We start from the raw sequence: 22,861 nt of genomic DNA on the forward strand, positions 1-22,861 counted from the left end.
CGGGCGGCGGGGAGGCGCTCGCCGTGGCGGCGATCTATCCCGACTACGGCAACCCTCGCGGCGAGGTGCTGATGGCCGCTACCGAGCTGGGCAGGCGCTTCTCGGCACCGCCGGACTCCATCGGCATCGTGCTGGCCCCGGGGGCCGACGGCGAGGCCCTGGGCGCGGCGCTGGGCAGCGAATTCGCTCTGGGCCGCGATGCCCTGCGTGACCAGGGCGAGGTCAAGCGCATCGCCACCGGCATCTTCGAGCGCACCTTCACCATCACCCGGGCGCTCAACGCCCTGACCCTGGCGGTGGCGGCGCTGGCGCTGCTGGCCAGCCTACTGGCCCAGGCCCGTGAGCGCCGCCGCCGGCTGGCACCGATGTGGGCCCTGGGGGTACCGAGGGGCCAGCTGCTGGGCGTCCAGCTGGCCCAGCTGGGCGGAGCGGCGCTGGCGGTGGGCCTGGTCGCCGTGCCGCTGGGCATCGCCATCACCTGGGGCCTGGTGGCGGTGATCAACGTGGCGGCCTTCGGCTGGCGGCTGCCGCTGCACCTCTTCCCGGGGGAGATCGCGCTGACCCTGGGAACGGCCGTGGCGGTGGCGCTTGCCGCCGCGGCACTGCCGGCGTTGCGCCTGTGGCGCACTCCGCCCCGGGCGTTGCTGGCCGAGGAGACAGGATGATGCCACGAGTGATCAAGCATGCCGCCCCGTGGCGGGCCCTGTTGCCGGCCGCCCTGCTGGGCACCTTTGTAGCCCTCGCCGGCTGCGACGAGACCCCGCCCGAGCGCTCGGGTGCCGGCTTCGCCGGGCTCGGTGAGAGCACCGCCGGCTTTGTGCAGGCCGGCCCGGACACCACGCTGAGCTTCCCCGAGGATCACGGCGCCCACCCCGACTACCGCATCGAGTGGTGGTACCTCACCGCCAACCTGGAGGATGAGCAGGGCGAGCCGCTGGGGCTGCAGTGGACCCTCTTCCGCCAGGCGCTCTTGTCATCGGAAACGACGCCGCCGGAGGAGCGCCCCGAGCCCACGCCCTGGGCCGCCGATCAGCTGTGGATGGCACATATGGCGGTCTCCAGGGGCGCACAGCACGGCGTGGCGGAACGCTTCGCCCGCAGCCACTCGGCGGCCCCTTCCCAACAGACGGATGGCCAGGCCGGTGCGGTGGCTTCCCCCTTCCGCGCCTGGCTCGACGACTGGGTACTGAAAAGCGAGGTAACGGAGCCCGGCGCCGACACCTTCGAGCGGCTCACCCTTACCGCCTTCGAGGGGGAGGGCGATGGCGATGGAGAGGGAAAGGCGCGCCTCGGCTACCAACTCACGCTCACCGCCGAGGGGCCGCTGGTCCTGCATGGCCGTGACGGCTTCAGCCAGAAGGCCGCCGACGGCCAGGGCTCGCACTACTACAGCCAGCCCTTCTGGCGCATCGAGGGCGAGGTCACCCTGGCCGGCGAGACCCACACGGTCAGCGGCCGTGGCTGGCTCGACCGGGAGTGGAGCAGTCAGCTGCTGAGCCCCGACCAGGCGGGCTGGGACTGGTTCTCGCTGCACCTGGACGACGGCCGCAGGCTGATGGCCTTCCGCCTGCGCGGCGGTGGCGACAACGGCGGCGACTACCGCTCCGGCAGCTGGATCGCGTCGGACGGCACCACCCGCCCGCTGGCCTCGCAGGAGCTGGCGATGACCCCGCTGGCCACCTCTCCCGTGGCCGGGCGCGAGGTGCCCACCCGCTGGCGACTGGAAGTGCCCGGGGAGAATCTCGACCTGATCGTCGAGGCGCCCCACGCCGAGCGCTGGATGGACACCACGGTGCCCTACTGGGAGGGCGAGGTGGTGGCCCGCGACCATGATGGCGGCGAACGGCTGGGGGTCGGCTACCTGGAGATGACCGGCTACTGAGCCGCTTGCCGGCCGAGGGAAACAGGATTATCGCTGCTTGAGCGACAATGTTTCTCTCCAGGGCCCGATTATCTCCTCCCGGGACGCTGGTAGAGTAATCGGCATCACTGATCGACACCCGACGGAGACGGCGAGCAGGCCCCTCGGGGCGGCGCCCATCCACCGAAGGAGAGCCAAGATGCTTCCCAGCCTGTTCATTTCCCATGGTTCACCGATGCTGGCCCTGACCAAGACCCCGGCCCACGCCTTCCTGCGTCAACTGGGCCAGGACTACCGCCCCCGTGCCGTGGTGGTGGTGTCGGCCCACTGGGCCAGCCGCCAACTGCTGGTCAGTACCAGCGAGCGCCCCGAGACCATCCACGACTTCGGCGGCTTCCCCCGCGAGCTCTTCGAGGTGCAGTACCCGGCCCCCGGCGAGCCCGAACTGGCCAGGCGCCTGGCCCGGGAGCTCAACGCCGTACCCACCGAACGCGGCCTGGATCACGGCGCCTGGGTGCCACTGTCGCTGATGTTCCCCACCGCCGAGGTGCCGGTGGTCTCGCTGTCGCTGCCGATGCAGTGGTCCAACGCAGAGCTGCTGGCCCTGGGCGAGAGGCTCCAGGCACTACGCGAGGAGGATATCCTGGTGATCGGCTCCGGCAGCCTGACCCACAACCTCTACGAGATGCTGCCGCTGGACGCCGAGATGCCGCCCTGGGTCGGCGAGTTCGCCGACTGGATCGAGGGGCGCCTGGTGGCGGACGACCGCGAGGCGCTGCTGGCCTGGGAGCAGGGCCCCAAGGCCCGCGAGAACCATCCCACGCCGGAGCACTTCCAGCCGCTGCTGGTGGCACTGGGTGCCGGCGGGCCGGGCAGGCGCCTGCACCACAGCGTGGAGCACGGCGTGCTGGCCATGGACGTCTACGCCTTCGATTGACGCCGCCGACACTCCCCTGAAAGCACGAGGCCGCCCCGTTGCCGGGGCGGCCTCGTCTCGTTGCGTGCCAATGTCGCGGAATCAGGCGTCGGGAATGTCCAGCGCCTGCTGCACCACCCGCCAGGCCGGCTCGCCGTCGCGGGTGGTGACACCGTCGAGGAAGTCCTGCACCTTGCCGGGGTTGGCACGGATCCAGTCCAGCGCCACCGCATCAGGCTCGCGCTCCTCGTAGCTGAAGCCACGGATCATGGCGCTCTGGTCATCGGCGGTGAAGCTGAGCTGGTCGAGCAGCTTGGTGGCATTGGGGCTAGCCTCGGCGAAATCGCTGGTCACCAGGGTTCGCACGTCGCTGCGCCCGCCGTCCGGCCCCCACATGTCCTGGGTATCGGTCAGGTACTTGACGTCGTACTCGATGTTCATCCAGTGCGGCGTCCAGCCGGCGAAGACGATCCACTCGTCGCGATTGATGGCCGCGTCCACGGCGCTGAGCATGCCCGGCGTGGAGGTCTCCGACAGGTCCCAGTCGCCCAAACCGTAGGTGTCGTTCTCGACCGCCTCGTTGAGGGTGTCGCTCATGCCCGAGCCTACCTCGATGGAGTAGATGGTGCGCTCCAGCTTCTCGGCGAATTCCTCGCGGTCGAGGTCCTCGGCGGAGGTCACGCCGGCCTCATGGACATAGGTGGGCACCGCGAAGCCCAGGCGAGCGCCGTCGACGTTGTTGCCCAGGTCGACCAGCACGTCCTTCTCCATGGTGGTCTCGTACATGCCCTGCTGGCCCGGCAGCCAGGCGGCAAGGAAGGCGTCCAGCTCGCCCTGGGTGAGGGCCTCGTAGGTGATGGTGGAACCGAGCTCCTCCTGGCTCACCTCGTAGCCCAGCGTCTCGAGCAGCTGGGCAGCCAGGGCGGTCTTGACGGTAACCCCGGGCCAGGCGGGCACGGAGAAGCGCACCTGGGCCGGCTCCTCGGCGAGGACCACGCTGCTCCAGGTCAGAGGGGCAGCCAGCAGGGCGCCGGCCAGCGCCAGGGTAAGGGGACGACGGGACAGGTTCATCGGGTCTCCTTGGCAGGTCATGCCATGCATGGATTCGAGCATGACCTTATCGCCCGTCGGAGAGGATGGCAAAAACGCCGCCCGCAGGCGGCACCTGGCCAGTGGCGTGTCCTCAGTCGCCCATGGCGGCGAGGCGGTCGGCCTGGACCACCTCGATCCAGTAGCCGTCGGCGTCCTTCACGAACACCACGTCCTTCATCTTGCCCTGATCGGCGCGCTTGACGAACTCGACGTCGTTGGCGTCGAACCACGCCTCGGCGGCGTCGAGATCGGGCACGCTGAAGCAGATATGGCCGAAGCCCTGGGGCTCGGCATTGCCGTCGTGATAGGCGAAGTCGGTCTGCTCCTCGGTGCCCCAGTTGTGGGTCAGTTCCAGCAGGCCCTTCTGGCTGAAGGTCCAGACGGTGCGCTGGCCGGCGTCCTCCGGTACGTCATCGCCCTGCTCCAGCCGGGCCAGGAAGTAGAGCGAGAACTGCATCTCCTCGAAGTCGAGGCGGCGCACCACCGACATGCCGAATACCCGCGAGTAGAACGCCAGCGCCTTCTCGGGGTCCTTGACGCGCAGCATGGTGTGGTTGAGGCGGAAGCCCTGGGACTCGGCGGTGGGGGCCTCTACGCCGGGATGCTGCTCACCCTGGAAGCTCATGGTGACTCCTTGTGATGCGTGGATGTACGCTCGGATATGGGGATGATGGTGGCACTTTTCCAGGCGCTTCCCGCGGCCTTTCCCCCATGGCTTCCCCACCAGTGGCGGCCAGCGCTAATGTAGGGGGATATCCACTGCAAGGAGCGATTCGCATGCCAGTTCGTGATCTCTGGCGGGTGTGGCTGCTGATGGTCGCCCTCACCCTGCTCGCCGGCTGTGCCGGCAAGGAGCTGGCGGTGGAGGACCCGCCACCCCACGAGGGCCTAACCATCGACCGCGTGCTGATCCTGGCCGCGGCCGAGCGCGCCCTGGGCACGCCCTACCGCTTCGGTGGCAACACGCCCTCGGGCGTCGACTGCTCGGGGCTGGTGCAACTGGCCTATCAGGCCGCCGGTATCCCCGTGCCGCGCACCGCCGATGACCAGTTCCGGGCCCTGCCGGAAGTGGATCGCGCCCGCCCCGGCGACCTGCTGTTCTTCGATACCAGCGGGGGTGGCAAGGCCAGCCACGTGGGCATCTACCGCGGCGACGGCCAGATGATCCACGCCCCCGGCCGTGGCCGCCGGGTAGAGACCTCGCCGGTGGAGATCGCCTACTGGCAGGAGCGCTTCCTGGGCGCCGCCGCCCCGGCCCCCTGACGCCCGAGGTGGCGCACAGCATTCCGGGCCAGGGCTTAAGCCTGCGTTAAGTTGTCGGGACCAGAGTATCGGTGACACGTCATGGAGACGACCCGATGCCTGAACCGAGACGCCTGCCCTGCCTGCCGGCCGCGACCACCCCCTCGCCGCTGCAGTGGCGCGAGGCGCGCCACTGGACCCGGCGCCGCCGCCTGGAGCACCTGATCCGTCGCCGCTTCGCCGAGGAACATGGCGCCGCCATCACCCAACTGCTGCCGCGCCTCTTCGGCCTGTGGCAGGGCGAGCGGGCCGAGGCCGCGGTGGGGGTGCGCTCGGCGGCGAGTGGCCCGCTGTTCCAGGAACGCTACCTGGACGTTTGCGCCGAGCGCCTGCTGGCCGAGCGCTTCGCCCGCCCCGTGGCCCGCCACCAGGTCGCCGAGATCGGCAACCTGGCCAGCCGCCGTCCCGGCCTGCAGCGCCCACTCTTTCTGAATCTGGTGGACCAGCTCGGCCGCGAGGGCATCGGCTGGCTGCTGTTCACCGCCACCCCTGAGGTGGCCAACGGCATTCGTCGCCTGGGCCTTACCCTGGAGCCGGTGATGGTCGCCGACCCGGCACGCCTCGGCGCCGAGCAGGCCAGTTGGGGCCGCTACTATGAGCGCCGCCCCTGGGTCATGGCCGGCGACCTGCGCCGCGCCCATCGTGAACTGGGAGAACGCGGCCTGCTGCCCTCGAGCCTGCCCCGTCCGGCGGAGGTGGCCCATGCGCACCTCGCCTGAGGCCTTCCTCGCACGGCTGAGCCGCCACGCCGAGGAGCGCCCGACCCGTATCGCGCTGGAGGAGGGGCAGCGGCGGGTCTCCTTCGCCGAACTGTCGGGCGAGATCGAGGCACGCCGGCAGCGGCTGGCCGACGCCGGCGCCACGCGGGTCGCCCTGGCCCTGGACAACGGCATCGACTGGACACTGTGGGACCTGGCGCTGCTGCAGGATGGCCGCGTGGCGGTGCCGGTGCCCGCCTTCTTCAGCGCTGCCCAGCGCCACCACCTGGTGGAGGCTGCCGGGCTCGACGCCTGGATCGGCCCCGGCGGCGAGGCCCATGGCTTCGCCGCTACGCGGGACCCCGCCATCGCCACCCGACGCGTCGCCTCGCCACCGGAGCTGCATGCCGGCACCACCCGCATCACCTTCACCTCCGGCACCAGCGGCACTCCCAAGGGAGTCTGCCTGGATGCCGCCGCCCCGCTGGCCGTGGCCGAGAGTATCGCCGCGGTAGTCGAACCACTGGGCATCGAGCGGCACCTGGCGATGCTGCCGCTGGCCACCCTGCTGGAGAACATCGGCGGCCTCTATGTGCCGCTGTGGCTCGGCGCCACCGTCTGCCTGCCCGGGGTCGCCGAGCTGGGCTGGAGCGGCGCCAGCGGCTTCGACCCGCAACGAGCGCTGGCCACCCTCGACGCCTGCCGGCCCCACAGCCTGATCCTGGTGCCCCAGCTGCTGCAGGCGCTGGTGGCGGCACGCCCGAACGCCCCAGAGAGCCTGCGCTTCGCGGCGGTGGGTGGCGCCAGGGTCGCCGATACCCTGCTGGCGCGTGCCCGGCACGGCGGCTGGCCGGTCTTCGAGGGCTACGGCCTCTCGGAATGCGCCTCCGTGGTCTGCCTCAACCGTCCCGGCGAGTCCGCCCGAGGCGTGGGCCGGCCGCTGCCCCATGCCAAGGTGCGGCTGGCCGACGACGGCGAGGTGCAGGTCCAGGGGGCCAACATGCTCGGCTATCTCGGTGAGCCGACGTCCACCTCGGCCTGGCACGCCACCGGTGACCTGGGTCACTGGGAGGGCGACGCCCTGGTGCTGGAGGGACGACGTCGCGAGGTCTTCATCACCGCCTACGGCCGCAACGTCGACCCCCAGTGGGTGGAGGGCGAGCTCTGCGCCCGCCCCGCCATTGCCCAGGCCCTGGTGCACGGCGAGGCGCTGCCCGCCAACCGCGCGCTGCTGGTGCCTGCCTCGGCGGAGGTCGACGACACCCAGCTTGCCGCCGCGGTGGCCGAGGCCAACGCCGGGCTGCCCGACTACGCCCGGGTCCACGAATGGCGCCGCAGCGCCCCCTTCACCCCCCACAACCACCAGCTGACGGCCAACGGCCGCCTGCGCCGCGACGCCATCCTCGCCGCCCATGGCGGCTGGCTGTGTGCCGCACCCACTCGACCCGAGCCGCACCTTTCACAGGCGCCACAAGGAGTGACCCCATGACCCCCTACCAGCAACTGCAGCACGCCACCCGTGAAGAGCGCGACTGGCTGCTCTCCACTCCGCTGCTGACCCGCGCCCTGGCCGGCCGGGTGAGCCGTGACGAATACCTCGCCTTCCTCGGCCAGGCCTACCACCACGTGCGCTTCACGGTGCCGCTGATGATGGCCTGTGGCGCCCGCCTGCCGGAGCGTCTTGAGTGGCTGCGTGGCGCCCTGGTGGAGTACATCGAGGAGGAGCACGGCCACGAGCAGTGGATCCTCGACGACATCCGCGCCGCCGGTGGCGATGCCGCGGCGGCCGCCGCCCGCCCGGCGGACCCCGCTACCCGTCTGATGGTGGCTGCCGTGCGCGACGAGATCGAGCATGGCCACCCGGTGGGCTTCTTCGGCATGGTCCAGGTGCTGGAGGGCACCAGCACGGCGCTGGCCACCCAGGCTGCCGAACGGTTGCAGGCGAGCCTCGACCTGCCCGACGACGCGGTACGCTATCTGACCTCCCACGGCAGCCTGGATATCGGCCACCTGGCCTTCTTCGAGGGGCTGGTGAACCGCCTGGAGGCCGATGACCTGGCGGCGGTGATCGACACTGCCAAGCTGGTCTACCGCCTCTACGGCGCCATGTTCCGCGGCGTCGAGACGCGCTGTGCCGGCGGCAATGCCACCCGGGAGCTCTCCGATGCGCTGGTCTGACCGCCTCGCCCGACGCCCACGGCTGCCGGAGGGGGGCTGGCCCGCCCAGCGGGTGCTGATCACCGGGGCCAGCGGCGGCATCGGCCAGGCGCTGGTGGACGAGCTGGCCGCCGCCGGGTCGCAACTGCTGATCACCGGCCGCCGCGCCGAGGCCCTCGCGGCCACCGCGGACCGCCACCCCGACCGGGTCACCGCGCTGCCCGCCGACCTGACCCGCGCCGAGGAGCGCCAGCAGCTGGTGGCCACGGCTCGACAAGCCGGCTGCAACATGCTGATCAATGCCGCCGGTGTGAACCGGGTGGCGCTGTTCACCGAGGGCTCCGATGCCGAGATCGAGCGCCTCATTGCCCTCAACCTCACCGCCACCCTGCAGCTGACCCGCGCCCTGCTGCCCCAGCTGATGACGGCGCGCCAGGGCTGGGTGGTCACCCTGGGCTCAACCTTCGGCACCCTGGGCTACCCCGGTCAGGTCGGCTACTGCGCCACCAAGTTCGCCCTGCGCGGCTTCAGCCAGGCCCTGCGCCGGGAGCTCGCCGACACCCGGGTGCGGGTGTTGCATGTCTCGCCCCGGGCCACCCGCACCGCCATGAATGCCCCCGAGGTGGAGGCCATGAACGCGGCCCTGGGCAACGCCATGGACAGCCCCGCCCGGGTCGCCCAGGCGGTGCGCCATGCCGTGGAGCGCGGCCGCCAGGAGGCCCAGCTGGGCGGGCCGGAGCGGCTCTTCGTGCGCCTCAACGCCCTGCTGCCGGGTGTGGTCGACCACACCCTGGCGCGCCAGCTTCCCGTCATCCGCCGCTTTATCGGCACTTCGGAGACCACGCCATGAACGCTCGACGACCCTCTCGCTTCCCCCGGCTGCGCCTTGCCGCCACGCTGCTTGTCGCCGGCCTCGGCGGCCTCTCCGCCATCACTACCCTGGCCGCGGGCGATGGCGGTGGTTCCGATCCGAGTGTGGCTGCACTGCAGTCCCGCTGGGCCGAGATCCGCTACGAAATGCCCGAAAGCCAGCAGGCCAAGGCCCTCGAAGAGCTGGGCAAGGAGGCCGAACGCCAGCTGGCCGAGCATCCCGACTCCGCCGAGCTGCTGATCTGGTCCGGCATCGTGCGCTCCAGCCAAGCCGGCGCCGAGGGCGGGCTGGGGGCGCTGGGCCTGGTCAAGCAGGCGCGCGGCTATCTGGAGGCCGCCCTGGCGCAGGACCCGCTGGCGCTGAACGGCTCCGCATACACCAGCCTGGGGGCCCTCTACTACCAGGTACCGGGCTGGCCGATCGGCTTCGGCGACGACGACAAAGCCGAGTGGCACCTCAAGCGGGCGCTCACCATCAACCCCGACGGACTCGACAGCCTCTACTTCTGGGGCGACTATCTGCACCAGCAGGGTCGCGACGGCGAGGCTCGCCAGGCCCTGGAGAAGGCCCTGCAGGCGCCGCCGCGGCCCGGCCGCGAACTCGCCGACGCCGGTCGCCGCGAGGAAATCCGCCACCTGCTGTCGCAACTGGAGAAATGACCCAACGATGCGCATCCTGCTGGTCGAGGATGACCCGAGCCTGGCCTCGGGCATTCGCCTGGCCCTCAAGCCAGAGCACTACACCGTGGACCATCTCGCCGATGGCGCCGTGGCACTCACCGCCCTGCAGGGCAGCGAACCCTTCGACGCGGTGATCCTCGACCTGGGCCTGCCCGGGCTCGACGGCATGCGGGTGCTGGAGGCCGTGCGGCGCGGCGGCAACCGGATCCCGGTGCTGGTGCTGACCGCCCGGGACGCCGTCGACGACCGCATCAAAGGCCTCGACGCCGGCGCCGACGACTACCTGGTCAAACCCTTCGAGGTCGCCGAGCTCAAGGCACGCCTGCGTGCCCTGCTGCGCCGCAGCCAGGGCCAGGCCAGCCCGCTGCTGGAGTGTCGCGGCATCCGCCTCGATCCCGCCAGCCGGCAAGTGTGCTATGGCGGCGAGGTGATCCCGCTCTCGCGCCGCGAGTTCACCCTGCTTCAGGAGTTCATGGGCCACCCCGGGCGTGTCTTCACCCGCGACACCCTGACCCGGCTGGTCTACGGGTGGGAGGAGGACGTGGAGAGCAACGCCATCGAGGTGCATGTCCACCACCTCCGTCGCAAGCTCTTCCCCGGCCTGATCCGCACCGTGCGCGGCATCGGCTATGTGCTGGACCGCGCGCCGCAGGAGGCCGAGGCGTGACCTCCATTCGTCGCCGAACCCTGGGACTTGTGCTGCTGGTGTTCGGGGTCAGCATGCTGGCCATCGGCCTGGTCAGCTATCGTTATGCTGCCCACGAGATCGAGGAGCTCTACGACGCCAGCCTGGCCCAGAACGCCCGCCTGCTGGAGGGCCTGATCCAGGCGCCGCTGCCGGACGACCAGCGCGAGGCGCTGCTGGCGAGCCTGGAGAGCGCAGTGGCGCGCGCCGAGCAGTCTGACAAGGAGCTCCCCGGTCACCGCTACGAGAGCAAGCTGGCCTTCCAGCTGTGGGAGGAAGACAGGCTGTTGCTGCGCTCGGCCAGTGCCCCGCCCGAGCCCTTCACCGAGGCGCCACCCGGCTATGCCAGCAGCCGGGTGGCCGGCCACGACTGGCGGGTCTATGTCCTCGACCTGCCCGAGCCGTCGCGGCGGGTGATGGTCGCCGAGCGCGACGACGTGCGCGGCGAGCTGACTCGCGCCGTGGCCCTACGCACCCTGCTGCCGGACCTGGTCGGCCTGCCGCTGCTGGCACTGCTGCTGTGGTGGGCCGCCGGCTGGGGATTGCGGCCGCTGTCGCGGCTGGCCGCGGCGATCCGCCAGCGCGATCCCCACAACCTGCAGCCGCTGGTGATGCGCCCCCTGCCCCGGGAGCTGGACACCATCGTCGGCGCCCTCAACCGGCTGCTGGAGCGCATCCGCGGGCTGCGGGTGCGCGAGAAGCGCTTTATCGCCGACGCCGCCCATGAGCTGCGCACCCCCCTGGCGGTGCTCGACCTGCACGCCCAGAACGCCCTGGCCACCGAGGACCCCGGCGACCGTCGCGAGGCGCTGGAGGAGCTGCGCCGCGGCGTGGCTCGCGCCACCCGGCTGGTCACCCAGCTGCTGACGCTGGCGCGCCTGGAGCCCGAGGAGGAGGAGCAGGAGTCGAGCGCCCGGATCGCCGGTGACCTGCTGGTCGAGGTTCGCGAGGCCCTGGCCGAGCTCTCGCCGCTGGCGGTGGAGCGCGGCCAGGCGCTGGACCTCACCGCGAACGAGGAGAGTGACTGGCGGTTGGCTACCGAACCCGGTGCCATCGCCACCCTGGTACAGAACCTGGTCGGCAACGCCCTGCGCTACACCCCGGACGGCGGCCGGGTAACGGTGAGCCTGGCCGCCGAGGCGACCCGACTGACGCTGCGAGTGGATGATCAGGGCCCGGGGATTCCCGCCGCGGAGCGCGAGCGCGTTACCGAGCGTTTCCATCGCGCCGGCCCCGGAGCCGGCGCCGGCCTGGGGCTCTCCATCGTCGAGCGCCTGCTGGCCCGCCATGGCGGTACGCTCCGCCTGGAGGAGGCCCCCGGCGGCGGTCTGCGCGCCGTGGCGACGCTTCCGCGGGCCGCCTGAGCCTTTGCGCTGGTGCCTCTGAAATAAGGCTTCGTTAAGACGAGCCCGTCAGCATGGCTGGGTTACCTTCCTGGACTCAGCCAATGCCTGAAACCAATAACTCGCGGATAGATAGTCTCCTGCGGTTCCGCTCCCGACTGCCAGCGGTTTCTCCCCAGGCCCTGACCCTGCTGGTGTGCCTTGGCTTCACGCTCTTCTACAACCGACGCTTCTGGTCGGCGGTAATCGAGGCCGAGCCGCCCACGGGGCTTGGCGACTGGGGCCTGCTGGTCGCCTACGGCGTGGTGGTGACCGGATTGCACCTGGTGGTCTTCCTGCCGCTGGCCGGCCGCGTGACCGTCAAACCGCTGCTGACTGCCCTGGTGATGGTCGCCGCCTCGGTCAGCTACTTCACAGGCCAATACGGCACCTACTTCGATACCCACATGATCGATAACGTGCTGCAGACGGATACCCGAGAGGCAGGCGAGCTGCTTACCCCGGGCCTGGTGCTTTACCTGCTGCTGTTCGGCCTGCTGCCGTTGTCCCTGGTATGGGGCTGGCCGCTGCGCCGGCGCAGCTGGCAGCACGGCCTGGGGGCCGGTGCACTGTGGTGGCTGGGTAGTGTCGTCGTGCTCGTCGGGGCACTGCTGCTCTCCTTCCAGAGCCTCTCCTCGCTGATGCGCAACCATCATGAGCTTCGCTATCTGGTGACACCGGGCAATGCCATCGTCTCCACCGGCCAGGTGATGGCGGCGCCCCCACCGCTGCCCGAGGAGCGCCTGCCCATCGGCGAGGATGCACGACGCCTGCCAAGCGCCGACGGCGCTCCGCGTCTGCTGGTGCTGGTGGTCGGAGAAACCGTGCGCGCCGCCAACTGGGGGCTGTCCGGATACCCGCGGCAGACTACCCCGCGGCTGGCCGAACGTGAGGTCGTCAACTTCAGCGAGGTGGCCACCTGCGGTACCAGCACCGCCGTCTCGCTGCCCTGCATGTTTTCCCCGCAGGGGCGAAGCGACTACGACGAACGCTTCACCCGCAGCCATGAGACGCTGCTGGACGTGGTGCAGCGCGCCGGCTATCGCGTGGTATGGATCGACAATCAGTCGGGCTGCAAGGGAATCTGCGATGGCGTCGAGGCAGCCTCACCGTCGCCGTCGACCTATCCGGCCCTGTGCGACGAAGACGAATGCCTCGACGGTGTGCTGGTGGAGGAGCTGAAACGGCGGGTCGCCTCGCTCGATCGCGACACCCTGATCGTGCTGCATATGCTGGGCAATCATGGCCCCAGCTACTTCCAGCGCTACCCCGACGCCTTCCGGGCCTTCACGCCCACCTGCGACACGGCGGACCTGGCCCAGTGTTCCCGCGAGGCGATCGTCAACAGCTACGACAACGCCATCCTCTATACCGACAACGTACTGGACGGGATCATCGGCGTGCTGGAGGAGAGTCAATCCCTGGCCACGGCCATGCTGTACGTCTCCGACCACGGAGAGTCACTGGGCGAGAAGGGGATCTATCTACACGGCCTGCCCTACGCCATCGCTCCTCGGGAGCAGACCCGCGTGCCCATGGTGTGGTGGGCATCCGATGATTTCCTGGGCAGCCAACGACTGACGAGCGACTGCCTCACTGCCCAGCGTGACGCCTCACTGAGCCATGCCCACCTGTTCCACTCTCTGCTCGGCCTGCTTGGCGTGGAGAGCGAGGTTCGCAAGGACTCCCTGGACCTGACGGCAAACTGCCGCGCCCCGGAGGCACAAGCCCCCGGAGCGCTGATCACGCAGGAGTAGCAGAATATTCAGGCCATGCGCTTCAGGGTGTGATCGCGCAGCCAGAACTGGTGCGCCAGGCTGGCCGCCACGTGACCGCCGATCAGCAGCCACAGCAGGTTGGCCAGCACCTCGTGGGTCTCCTCGGCGGCCTCCTCCAGCCACTCGATCTCGGCACCGGGCGCGATCAGCGGCAGGCCGAAGAACTCCACGCCGTGGCCGCTGCCCAGGGCGACGAGCAGGCCGCTCACAGGGATCACCAGCATCGCCGCGTAGAGCGCCAGGTGTCCCAACCGGGCCGCACACTTCCAGTGCGCATGGGCCTCGAGCCGGCCGTGGTTGACCCGGCGCCACAGCAACCGGAACACCAGCAGCCCCAGCAGCAGCACCCCCACGCTCTTGTGCAGCACCATCGCTTCGCGCTCGCTCATCCCGACGACCTCTGCCAGCCACTCGGTGCCCAGCATCAGGAGCAGCAGCGTGGCCATGCTCCAGTGAAGCGCCCGCGAGACGGCGCCGTAACGTTGTTCGGAATCCAGCCAGTTCATGTCGTCATCCTCCTCGGTCGATGGACGACGACCGTTGTACCGCACCCCGGCTGACGCCAGCCTTAACGCCGCATTCATGCGCCGTTCATCTTCACCCGGTGCCGCTCAACGATAGAAGCGCGACAGCGCCTGCAGCACCTCGCGGGAGACCTCGGGGGCCGGGCGCACCTCCTCAAGCTCGTTCATGCGGTAGTCGTAGGCCTCGAAGGCGCCGGTAGGATGCACGGCGATCTGGTACTCCGGCAACAGGATGCCGTAGCCCATGTAACTACCGGAGAGCAGCCAGTCACGCTCGCCCCCGGGGGCGAGCAGGCTGCGCCCCAAGGTATAGCGCTCGGGGGCGGCCTCGCAGCCGAGCAGTTCCTCCAGCAGCGTCGGGGCGATATCGGCATGCTGGGTGCGCCCCTCGAGCACACCGCCGGGGCGCCCCGGCAGGTGCATCACCAGCGGTACCTGGACCTGCTCCGGGGTGTAGTTGCTGCCGTGTCCCCAGTAGTTCCGCCCATGCTCGTTGAACGACTCGCCGTGGTCCGAGGTGATCACCACGGCGGTATCGTCGAGCCTGCCGCGTCGCTCGAGGTCGTCAAGCACTCGCCCGAGCTGCGCATCCACGTAGCGCGCCGCGGTACGGTAGCGATTCCAGTAGGGCTCGGGGTCGAAGTCGGGACCCAGCGCCATATGGTTGATCTGCTCCCAGTAGGGAGTGAAGCGCGGGGAGTCGGGGGGATGGCTGTAACCATGCACGGCGTCGTAGAAGAGGAAGCCAAAGAAGGGCGCAGCATCGGGCGACTCCACCGAGGCCTCCATCCAGGCCAACCAGTCGTCGGTGATCTTCCGGTCGCGCTCCCAGGGCTCGCCCTGGGCCGGGGTCAGCGAGACGTCCTCCAGGCCGGCGAAGACGTTGCGGTCGAAGGCGGGGCTCACCAGGGTCGCCGAGGAGAGCACCTGGAAACGATAGTCGGCGGCCTCGAGCTTCTCCATCAGCACCGGCGGCGTCTGGCCGCCGGTGAAGGCATCCCAGTAGGTGACCGGCAGGCCGTAGAAGAGGCTGAACACCCCCGCCTTGGTGGAGTTGCCCCCACTGAAGTGCTCGGCGGCCCGGTACCAGCCTGGGCGACCGGCATAGCGACTCAGGTTGGGCATCACCTCGGGGGTCAGCAGGTCGTGGCGCACGCTGTCCAGCACCACCAGCAGCAGGTTGTGGGGCGCAGCCGCCGGCGAGCAGCTCAGCGGCGCCGAGGGATAGGCCAGGTCATGGGCCTTTCCCTGTGCCGCCTCCAGCTCCACCTGGTCGCGCACCGCCTGGGGATCAACCCAGCCCCGCTTGACGAACAGGCGCTTGGCGGTAGCGGGATAGAACAGCGGCACATGGCGGGTCATACCGGTGATGTCGCGGTCGTAGTGGGCGTCGGCCCAGGCGTGCCAGCCGTGCACCCCGAGCAGGGCCAACAGGCCGAGGGCGAGTGCCGGCAGCACCGGCCGCGACAGTGGACGCCGCTTGAGCCATAACCCCAGGCCCCCCTGCAGCGCCAGCATCGCCAGCACACCGCCGATGGCCAGGGCCCAGGCCAGCCAGGAGAAACTGAAGACGTCGCCGCCAGCGTTGACCAGCAGATCGAGGATGAAACCGCTCAGGTGGAAGCGGTACTGGGCGTAGACGAAGGTGTCGAGCAGCAGCACCAGTTGCAACAGGCCGGCCCACAGGGTGGTGACCAGCCACAGCCAGGGCGCCCGAAGCAGCGGGGCCAGCAGCAGCAGCGGCAAGGCCCCAAGCCACACCAGAAGCCCGATATGACCGAGGAACACCAGCAGCAGGTAGCCCCACTGCTCGGCGCCCTCGGGAGCCATGTAGGGGAGATAACGCAGACTGATCAGCCAGGCGAGCAGCAGGTTGGCCAGGGTCCAGGCGCCCAGCCAGCGCCAGCGATGGAGAAGGGATGCAAGCATGTGATGACCACGATCATGAAAGGGCCCGACACCAAGCCGCGATACACGGCCTGTCGGGTGGTGGAAAGGTACCGGGATCGGCGCCGTCACACTCTGGTCATGCCACCTTAAGCAATCCTTAAGGAAGGCGCGCCACAGTCATGGTGCATGCTGATACCGCCGCAACCCGAGGCAACACCATGACCCGGAGTCCGATAATGACACTCGCAGACACCCTCGTCACCGAGAACCGTGCCATCGTGCCGCTGCTGCTCATCGGCCTGGCGTTGCTGGCCCTGGGCGTGCTGGCCGCCGGCTGGGAACCCATCGAACTGCCGCTGGGGCTCGCCGCCCTGGGCACCCTGGCGCTCGTCCTGCTCACCCCCGAGCGCTGGCAAGACGAGGAAGCACGGGACACCGTCAACAGCCTGGTACTGGCCAGCCTGATTACCCTGGCGGGCTTCCATGTGATGGCATGAACCTCGCTGCTCGAGCGCCTCGCCAGAGGCATTGCTCGGCCTTTACAGTCCTCCCCGGGACGTGGATAGTGTGGCTCGACGACAGGGGCGCCGCGGGACTCGCCGTGGCTGAGACGCACCCTTGGAACCTGACCCGGATCATGCCGGCGTAGGGAGTCGTGCAGCCCGCCCCGCCGCCTGCACCTCCCGCGCCCGGGAGGAACGATGACCACCGCCACCCGCGGCCCGATCGACCCCGCCGCCCATCTCGCTCGCCTGCGCGAGCGCGCACCCCTGATTCATAACATCACCAATCTGGTGGCCATGAACCCCATGGCCAACGTGCTGCTGTCCCTGGGCGCCTCGCCGGCCATGGTGCATGCCCGCGAGGAGGCCGCCGAGTTCGCCGCCCTCGCCGATGCCCTGACGGTGAATATCGGCACCCTCTCCCCCCTCTGGGTCGAGGCCATGGAGGAGGCCGCCGAGGCCGCACGGCTGGCGGGCAGGCCCTGGGTGCTGGACCCGGTGGCGGTGGGTGCCACCGCCTACCGCCGCGAGACGGGCAGGCGCCTGCTGGAGCGACGCCCCACGGTGATCCGCGGCAACGCCTCTGAGATCCTGGCCCTGGAGCAACAGGGCAGCGGTGGGCGCGGCGTGGACAGCAGCGATCCCACCGAAGCCGCCGAGCAGGCCGCCGTGGCCCTGGCACGCCGCATTGATGCCGTGGTGGCGGTGACTGGCGAGGTCGACCTCGTCACCGACGGCCAGCGCCTCGCCCGCATCCCGGGCGGCCATGCGCTGATGCCCCGGGTCACCACCCTGGGCTGCGCGCTCACCGGCGTGGTCGCCGCCTTCCTGGTGGGCGCAAAGGACCCCTTCGCGGCCAGCGTGGCGGCACTCGCCTGCTACGGCGAGGCAGGACGCCGCGCCGGTGAGGTCGCCAACGGCCCCGGCAGCTTCGCCGTGGCCTTCCTCGATGCCCTCTACGCCCTCGACCACGACCAGCTTGCCACCCTGCCCACCCTGGAGGTGACCGATGCGCCTTGACCTCTCCCTCTACCTCGTCACCGACCCCGCCCTGTGCGCCGACCACGGCCTGGTGGAGACCGCGGTGGCCGCAGTGCGCGGGGGTGCCACGATGATACAGCTGCGCGACAAGCACGCATCGGACGGCGAGATGATCGACCAGGCGCGACGGCTCAAGGCGGCGCTGGCCGGCAGCGGCGTGCCGTTGATCATCAACGACCGCCTGGCGGTGGCGGTGGAGAGCGGTGCCGACGGCCTGCATATCGGCCAGGATGATGGCGAGGTTACCGAGGCCCGAGCGGCTCTGGGCGAGCAGGCGATACTGGGGCTCTCGGTGCAGACCCTGGCGCAGATGGCACGCATCGACGCCGAGCGCCTCGACTACCTGGGACTCGGCCCGGTATTCGCCACTCCCAGCAAGCATGACCACGCCGAGCCGCTGGGCTTTGCGGGGCTGGCCACCCTGGTGGCGGCGAGCCCCCTGCCCAGCGTGGCCATCGGCGGACTCAAGGTCGAGCACCTGGCGGCGACGCGCCAGGCCGGTGCCGACGGACTGGCGGTGATCTCGGCGATCTGCGGCATGCCGGACCCCGAGGCCGCGGCGCGGGCCTTCTTCTCCCGAGGCTGAACTCATCCCGGGACAGGGCCAGGACGCGCAGCAGCGGCTAGGGATCAGGCGGTAGGGCGCCGCTTGAGTGAGGTGCGCCCCTCGCGGTAGGCGATGGCCAGGCCACTGCCGATGATCAGCACGCTGCCCACGAATACCCAGAGGTCCGGCATCTCGCCCCAGAACCACCAGCCCAGCAGCACCGCCCACAGCATGGCGGTGTAGTCGAAGGGGGCGGCGATGGCCGCCGGGGCGTGGCGGAAGGCCAGGGTGATGAAGGCGGTGGCCCCCACCCCGAATACCCCGGCGCCGAAGAAGCCCAGCCAGTGCCAGGGCTGGGGTGACTGCCACACCCAGGGCAGCAGCAGCCCGGTGATGACGAAGGGCACCACGGTCATGTGGAAGACCATGGCCCAGAGATGCTCGCTGCCGCCCCAGCGGCGCGCGGTGATCAGCATCAGCGCATAGAAGAGCGCCGCCCCCACCAGCACCAGCGACCCCGGATGGAAGGCATCTCCCCCCGGGCGCACCACGATCAGCACGCCGACGAAACCCACCAGCGAGGCGATCAGTACCGGCGCCTCGATGCGCTCCCCCAGCAGCGGTATCGAAAGCAGGGTCACGAACAGCGGCGCCACGAAGGCGATGGCCGTGGCCTCGGCCAGGGGCAGCAGGGTCAGGCCCAGCACGAAGCAGCCCATGGTGCCGGTGTAGATCAGCCCGCGCAGCAGGTGAATCCCGGGGCGCCGGGTACGCAGCTTGCGCAGGCCGCCGGCAAAGTGGGCCAACAGCGCGATCAGCGGCAGCGAGACCAGGGTGCGGAAGAAGATGATCTGCAGCGGCGAGTGCACCTCACCGAGCCACTTCGAGATGGCGTCGCCGATGGCCAGGCAGAGCACGCCCAGGCACATGAAGCCAATCCCCTTGAACGACGACGTCATCGCGACTCCCCTTCCGATCACCCGGTGTGACAAAAGCACCACCCCGCCGACCGAAGGCCGACGGGGTGGTTATCGAGGTCAGGCTAGAAGGTTCGCAGACGAACGGCAAGGCCTAGAGGCTGGCGTTGACCACCATGCAGTCGATGCCATCGCGAGCCAGGCTGCGACAGGCGCGGTAGGCCTGATTCTCGTCGAGGTTGACCAGGCGGGCGCGGAACAGCGGCTGCGGCCCCGGCGCCTCGTGGATGTCCACGCGGGCATTGGTCAGGTCGCTGGCCAGGCGGTCGGCGGCACGGCCGGCCAGGCTGCGGGCGTTGTCGGGATTGCTGAAGGCGCCCACCTGAACGCCCCAGCCTCCCGAGCCGCTGCGACCTACCGGCTCGAGACGCTGGCTGGTGCGGCTGACCGGCTCGTCGGCCTGGGAGATCAGCTCGCGGATCGGGTCGTTGGCCGAGCCCTGGGCGGTCTCGGGCAAGGCTGACGTCGCACGGGGCAGCGGCTCGGGGACTTCCAGGCTGGCCAGCTGGGGTGCTGGTTCTGGCTCCAGGCGCTCCACGACGCGGGGTGCCGGTTCGGGCGCCTGGCGGCTGGCCACCTGCACCGCCGGCCGGGACGCCGGCACCACGGGACGGGAGGCGGGAACCGCTGCGGGCGTCGTCTGTGGCAGATTCATGCGCTCGCCGGAGAAGTCGGCCTGGGCCACCCAGTCGCCGCGCCCGTACAGCGAGGCGCGTACGAAGCCGCGGTCCAGCAGATCTGACATGTGGGCGTCGCGGGAGGCCGCGGTGAAGCCGCCCATTACCACCGACACCAGCCGGCGGCCATTGCGCACCGCCGAGGTGGCCACGTTGAAGCCCGAGGCGCGAATGAAGCCGGTCTTCAGGCCATCGGCGCCGGCGTAGTTGTCGAGCAGGCGGTTATGCCCGGTGATGGTCTTGCCCTTCCAGTTGAAGCTGGTGCGCGAGAAGTAGTGATAGTACTGCGGGAAATCGTGCATCAGCCGCAGCGACAGGGTGGCCATGTCGCGGGCGGTGGTGGTCTGCCCGGCGTCGGGCAGGCCGTTGGCATTGCGGAAGGTGGTGCGCGTCATGCCCAGCTCATGGGCCTTTTCGGTCATCATGCGCGCGAAGTGGGTCTCGCTGCCGCCCAGGGCCTCGGCCACCACCACGGCCACATCGTTGGCCGACTTGATCACCAGCGCCTGGATGGCGGTCTCCACCGGAATCGTCGAGCCGGCCTTCACATAGAGCTTGGAAGCCGGCTTGGAAGCCGCATAGGAGGAGACCGGCAGCGCGTGGCCGAGGCTCAGGCTACGCCCCTCGAGGGCCTCGAACAGCAGGTAGAGGGTCATCATCTTGGTCAACGACGCCGGATAGCGAGTCTCCTCGGCGTTGGCGGCGTGGAGGATCTCGCCACTCTCCACGTCGACGACGATGGCAGCATAACGGGGATTGGCCTGTGCCACCCCGGCCAGCAGCATCGCCAGGCTCACCAGCAGCCCGAACGCCAACAGCCGTGAGCGGCCCATGGCCATGTTCGCGGTCACCATACTCTTGCTCCCTCGAATGTCCCGATATCGCTTTTCTTTAGGCTTCTTAATCCATTATGGCCGGCATGCCGGCGCTGTACAGCGCGAATCGGCAAAAAAACTCGACTTCCACAATCCTCAGCCCGCCAGCCGGGATACCCCCAGCCAGACCAGCCGCAGCGCCAGCAGGGTCAGGGCCCACTTGAACAGCGTATCGAAGCGGTGCTCGGAAAGCCGCCTGAGCAGACGCAGGCCCAGCCAGGTACCGATGAAGCCCGAGGCGACCATGGCCAGCATCAGCCCCAGCCAGTCGCGGAACACGAAGCCAGCCATGCCGAACACGAAGGCCTTGGTCAGGTGCTGGGCGCTCATGCAGGCCGAGAAGGTCGCCACCTTGGCCAGCCGGTCGCTCTGCCCCTGCTTGATGAAGGCCGCCACCATGGGCCCGCTGGCGCCCACCAGGCTGGAGAGCAGGGTGGTCAGGGCGCCGGCCAGGAGTACCCCGACGCGCCCCAGGGCACGCTTGGGCAGTCCCGGCCCCCAGCAGCTGTAGAGCACGAAGGCGGCGATAGACAGCTCCAGCAGCCCGGCGGGCAGGCGCACCAGCAGCCAGGCCGCGGCCAGGGCGCCCAGCACCACCCCGGGAAGGAAGGCCGCGATCACCGTGCGATCGACATGGCGCCAGGTAAGCGCCACCCGTCCGACGTTGGAGCCGGTTTGTACCATGCCATGTTAGAAGGACCTGCTCATTCCATTGATATATGCACGCGCGCCGCCACTTTTTCCTTTGAAAAACAGAATAGTAAGGACTTGATACATAATTACCTAAAATCAGGGACTTAAGCATTTTTTTGGCGCATAATAGATGTATGTCATCCCCAAGCACTCTGGAGAACATTAATGGTGCACGGCGTCAGATGTATCGAAGTAGATTTCAGCGAATCTAAAGTTGAAAGGGTTAAAAGGTTAAGGGTTGTACCTCAATTCTTCAGTGAAGAAGCAACTCTATTAAAAGCTGCCAATCGTTACATGAGAACAAAATCCCGGAGCCTTTCTCCGAAAAGCTTACGTACAGAAGCAGAGCACCTCAAGGAGTTTCTTATTTGGCTATTTTTGAATGAAATTATACTTGATGACATAGACGAAGATTCCTTCGATAACTATATCGAAGCTTTATGCATGTACGAGAAGTCCAATGGGGATGGGCTTAGTTGGAATACAGTAAATGCTCGGACGGCTGGCGCATATCGATTTTTAATCTGGGCTTCTAGCAGCGATTATTGCTCTTATTTAAAACCCGATGATGCTCGCCTAGTGGCCAATAGCGCAAAAGGAATATACAAAAGCCGCAGGCACCTGTCACGCCAAATTAAAGAACCGGTCAAATTTTTACTGATGGATGACGCGCTTAACTTTATAAGTGCTTTGGGAGTCATTTCAGGGCGAAATAGTCCGCAGGTCAAGCATCGAAACGTCTTAGTAGGTGCGCTCATGTTACAGACGGGGATGAGAATCTCGGAGGTGTGCAATTTCCCCCTTTCCGACCTACCAGAAGTGCAAGAGCGTTTAAAGTTAACACCTGCTCGATGCGTGGGAAAAGGTGGCAAGGCTAGAGTGATCCTCATCCCAAATGAACTCTTACTAAAACTATGGGAGTATACCGACATTGACCGAGAAAATATTTGTGAAACAATAAGAAAGTTTTCTCCAGATACTGTTTCACCGAGCTTATTCATCTCCAACAAAGGTTCAAAGCTTACACCCAACTGGATCCAAAAACTATTTAGAAAAGCAGGGCAACACACCGGAATTATCGCCCACCCCCATAGTCTTCGCCACACCTTTGGAACTTACCATTATTTATTGAACAGAGACTTACAAGGCCTTTCCAAATTAATGGGGCATGAAAATGTACAAACCACCCATAAATTCTATGTAGACACAGCGACCAAAGTTTCTTATGCATCCACTTTCTCAGAGTGGAATAGTAGAATAGACGCCCACTTGGGGGAGATTTATGACTAGCGAGAAATATGCATCCGTGGAAGCGTTGCATGCTATGGAAAAGCGCATACAGAGAGATCTGGCTTTTACAGCAACTTGCAAAAACACAAACACTCAAAAATTATTTGATTTCTCTAAAAAGAAGGCTGCCGAAAAAAATCGCGCGATAATGGAGGTTTTCGTTTGGGCTATTTACAAACTTAGAAACAGAACTGGAAATACCACTAAAACATCTTATTATGAAAAGTGCAGCAGTTTTTTTGAATTTTTAGAAACAAACGATATATACGACCCCGAGCTTCTTGATACAGCGGTATAAAGTGGACCCCATCGTCAAGACAGAAAACGTCCCGATTTAAGTTATCGTCTCGGCCTTGGCTGCAGCTGCACAGCGCTGCCCTGTGTCATGGTCCTGAGCGGTGTCACGTTGATGACCAAAGTGA

The 22,861-nt window shown here is 67.8% G+C and carries 24 protein-coding genes and 1 riboswitch; of the genes, 17 read left to right on the forward strand and 7 right to left on the reverse strand.

Annotated elements, in window-relative coordinates; all coding sequences use genetic code 11:
* From LWH48_RS16315 to LWH48_RS16325, 3 genes are all read left to right on the forward strand, one after another.
* A partial coding sequence (locus LWH48_RS16315; protein WP_232913387.1) for an FtsX-like permease family protein occupies window positions 1–665 on the forward strand: 665 nt, incomplete at its 5' end.
* A complete protein-coding gene (locus tag LWH48_RS16320; RefSeq protein ID WP_232913388.1) occupies window positions 665–1,882 on the forward strand; it encodes a lipocalin-like domain-containing protein in 1,218 nt (405 codons plus the stop codon). The genes LWH48_RS16315 and LWH48_RS16320, both read left to right, overlap by 1 nt.
* A gap of 178 nt (window positions 1,883–2,060) precedes the next feature.
* A complete protein-coding gene (locus LWH48_RS16325) occupies window positions 2,061–2,798 on the forward strand; it encodes a DODA-type extradiol aromatic ring-opening family dioxygenase (RefSeq protein ID WP_232913389.1) in 738 nt (245 codons plus the stop codon).
* Window positions 2,799–2,879: 81 nt separating this feature from the next.
* On the opposite strand, the gene LWH48_RS16330 is transcribed toward LWH48_RS16325, so the two are convergent.
* Both LWH48_RS16330 and gloA read right to left on the reverse strand, forming a co-directional pair.
* Window positions 2,880–3,848, reverse strand: coding sequence for an ABC transporter substrate-binding protein (locus tag LWH48_RS16330; RefSeq protein ID WP_232913390.1), 969 nt, complete (start codon window positions 3,846–3,848; stop codon window positions 2,880–2,882).
* A gap of 112 nt (window positions 3,849–3,960) precedes the next feature.
* Window positions 3,961–4,494 (reverse strand): lactoylglutathione lyase, encoded by a 534-nt coding sequence (gene gloA / locus LWH48_RS16335; protein ID WP_232913391.1) that lies wholly within the window; start codon window positions 4,492–4,494, stop codon window positions 3,961–3,963.
* A gap of 152 nt (window positions 4,495–4,646) precedes the next feature.
* Between gloA and LWH48_RS16340 the strand changes: the two genes are divergently transcribed.
* The 9 genes from LWH48_RS16340 (at window position 4,647) to LWH48_RS16380 (ending at window position 13,401) form a co-directional block, all read left to right on the forward strand.
* Window positions 4,647–5,132: a C40 family peptidase gene (locus LWH48_RS16340; protein ID WP_161431620.1), complete on the forward strand. Its 486-nt coding sequence runs from the start codon at window positions 4,647–4,649 to the stop codon at window positions 5,130–5,132.
* Window positions 5,133–5,227: 95 nt separating this feature from the next.
* Window positions 5,228–5,890, forward strand: a complete 663-nt coding sequence (locus LWH48_RS16345; protein ID WP_232913392.1) for a thermostable hemolysin — start codon at window positions 5,228–5,230, stop codon at window positions 5,888–5,890.
* Complete coding sequence (locus LWH48_RS16350; protein WP_232913393.1) at window positions 5,874–7,358, forward strand: AMP-binding protein; 1,485 nt, start codon at window positions 5,874–5,876, stop codon at window positions 7,356–7,358. Before LWH48_RS16345 ends, LWH48_RS16350 begins: the two co-directional genes overlap by 17 nt.
* Complete coding sequence (locus LWH48_RS16355) at window positions 7,355–8,047, forward strand: TenA family transcriptional regulator (RefSeq protein WP_232913394.1); 693 nt, start codon at window positions 7,355–7,357, stop codon at window positions 8,045–8,047. Before LWH48_RS16350 ends, LWH48_RS16355 begins: the two co-directional genes overlap by 4 nt.
* Complete coding sequence (locus LWH48_RS16360) at window positions 8,034–8,876, forward strand: SDR family oxidoreductase (RefSeq protein ID WP_232913395.1); 843 nt, start codon at window positions 8,034–8,036, stop codon at window positions 8,874–8,876. Before LWH48_RS16355 ends, LWH48_RS16360 begins: the two co-directional genes overlap by 14 nt.
* Entirely contained in the window at window positions 8,873–9,556 is a 684-nt protein-coding gene (locus tag LWH48_RS16365) for a hypothetical protein (RefSeq protein ID WP_232913396.1), read from the forward strand. Before LWH48_RS16360 ends, LWH48_RS16365 begins: the two co-directional genes overlap by 4 nt.
* 7 nt (window positions 9,557–9,563) lie before the next feature.
* Window positions 9,564–10,244 (forward strand): response regulator, encoded by a 681-nt coding sequence (locus LWH48_RS16370; protein ID WP_232913397.1) that lies wholly within the window; start codon window positions 9,564–9,566, stop codon window positions 10,242–10,244.
* Complete coding sequence (locus tag LWH48_RS16375; protein WP_232913398.1) at window positions 10,241–11,626, forward strand: ATP-binding protein; 1,386 nt, start codon at window positions 10,241–10,243, stop codon at window positions 11,624–11,626. Before LWH48_RS16370 ends, LWH48_RS16375 begins: the two co-directional genes overlap by 4 nt.
* Window positions 11,627–11,709: 83 nt before the next feature.
* A complete protein-coding gene (locus LWH48_RS16380; protein ID WP_232913399.1) occupies window positions 11,710–13,401 on the forward strand; it encodes a phosphoethanolamine transferase in 1,692 nt (563 codons plus the stop codon).
* A gap of 8 nt (window positions 13,402–13,409) precedes the next feature.
* Here the strand turns inward: LWH48_RS16380 and LWH48_RS16385 are convergent, their stop codons facing one another.
* Window positions 13,410–13,928: a cytochrome b gene (locus tag LWH48_RS16385; protein WP_232913400.1), complete on the reverse strand. Its 519-nt coding sequence runs from the start codon at window positions 13,926–13,928 to the stop codon at window positions 13,410–13,412.
* Window positions 13,929–14,033: 105 nt separating this feature from the next.
* Window positions 14,034–15,875 carry a DUF3413 domain-containing protein gene (locus LWH48_RS16390; protein ID WP_232913401.1) on the reverse strand — a complete coding sequence of 614 codons (1,842 nt, stop codon included), beginning with the start codon at window positions 15,873–15,875 and terminating at the stop codon, window positions 14,034–14,036.
* A gap of 197 nt (window positions 15,876–16,072) precedes the next feature.
* Between LWH48_RS16390 and LWH48_RS16395 the strand changes: the two genes are divergently transcribed.
* The 3 genes from LWH48_RS16395 to thiE all read left to right on the forward strand — a co-directional run bounded on the left by LWH48_RS16395 (window position 16,073) and on the right by thiE (window position 17,966).
* Window positions 16,073–16,333: a hypothetical protein gene (locus LWH48_RS16395; protein ID WP_161431631.1), complete on the forward strand. Its 261-nt coding sequence runs from the start codon at window positions 16,073–16,075 to the stop codon at window positions 16,331–16,333.
* Window positions 16,334–16,406: 73 nt separating this feature from the next.
* A riboswitch (TPP riboswitch) is annotated at window positions 16,407–16,505 on the forward strand.
* Window positions 16,506–16,537: 32 nt separating this feature from the next.
* The gene (gene thiM / locus LWH48_RS16400) at window positions 16,538–17,359 is read left to right on the forward strand and encodes a hydroxyethylthiazole kinase (protein ID WP_232913402.1); all 822 of its coding nucleotides are present in this window, start codon (window positions 16,538–16,540) and stop codon (window positions 17,357–17,359) included.
* Window positions 17,349–17,966 (forward strand): thiamine phosphate synthase, encoded by a 618-nt coding sequence (gene thiE, locus LWH48_RS16405; protein WP_232913403.1) that lies wholly within the window; start codon window positions 17,349–17,351, stop codon window positions 17,964–17,966. Before thiM ends, thiE begins: the two co-directional genes overlap by 11 nt.
* A 44-nt stretch (window positions 17,967–18,010) precedes the next feature.
* Here thiE and LWH48_RS16410 read toward each other — a convergent pair whose 3' ends face one another.
* The 3 genes from LWH48_RS16410 to LWH48_RS16420 form a co-directional block, all read right to left on the reverse strand.
* Window positions 18,011–18,886 carry a DMT family transporter gene (locus LWH48_RS16410; RefSeq protein ID WP_232913404.1) on the reverse strand — a complete coding sequence of 292 codons (876 nt, stop codon included), beginning with the start codon at window positions 18,884–18,886 and terminating at the stop codon, window positions 18,011–18,013.
* 112 nt (window positions 18,887–18,998) lie between these two features.
* A complete protein-coding gene (locus LWH48_RS16415) occupies window positions 18,999–20,435 on the reverse strand; it encodes an SPOR domain-containing protein (protein ID WP_232913405.1) in 1,437 nt (478 codons plus the stop codon).
* A gap of 117 nt (window positions 20,436–20,552) precedes the next feature.
* A complete protein-coding gene (locus LWH48_RS16420; RefSeq protein ID WP_232913406.1) occupies window positions 20,553–21,140 on the reverse strand; it encodes a TSUP family transporter in 588 nt (195 codons plus the stop codon).
* A 174-nt stretch (window positions 21,141–21,314) separates the two neighbouring features.
* Between LWH48_RS16420 and LWH48_RS16425 the strand changes: the two genes are divergently transcribed.
* Both LWH48_RS16425 and LWH48_RS16430 read left to right on the forward strand, forming a co-directional pair.
* The gene (locus LWH48_RS16425) at window positions 21,315–22,439 is read left to right on the forward strand and encodes a tyrosine-type recombinase/integrase (RefSeq protein WP_232913407.1); all 1,125 of its coding nucleotides are present in this window, start codon (window positions 21,315–21,317) and stop codon (window positions 22,437–22,439) included.
* Window positions 22,432–22,737: a hypothetical protein gene (locus LWH48_RS16430; RefSeq protein WP_232913408.1), complete on the forward strand. Its 306-nt coding sequence runs from the start codon at window positions 22,432–22,434 to the stop codon at window positions 22,735–22,737. Before LWH48_RS16425 ends, LWH48_RS16430 begins: the two co-directional genes overlap by 8 nt.
* The last annotated feature ends 124 nt before the right edge of the window (window positions 22,738–22,861 follow it).

The organism is Halomonas sp. G15, from assembly GCF_021282295.1.
Lineage (GTDB): Bacteria > Pseudomonadota > Gammaproteobacteria > Pseudomonadales > Halomonadaceae > Halomonas > Halomonas alimentaria.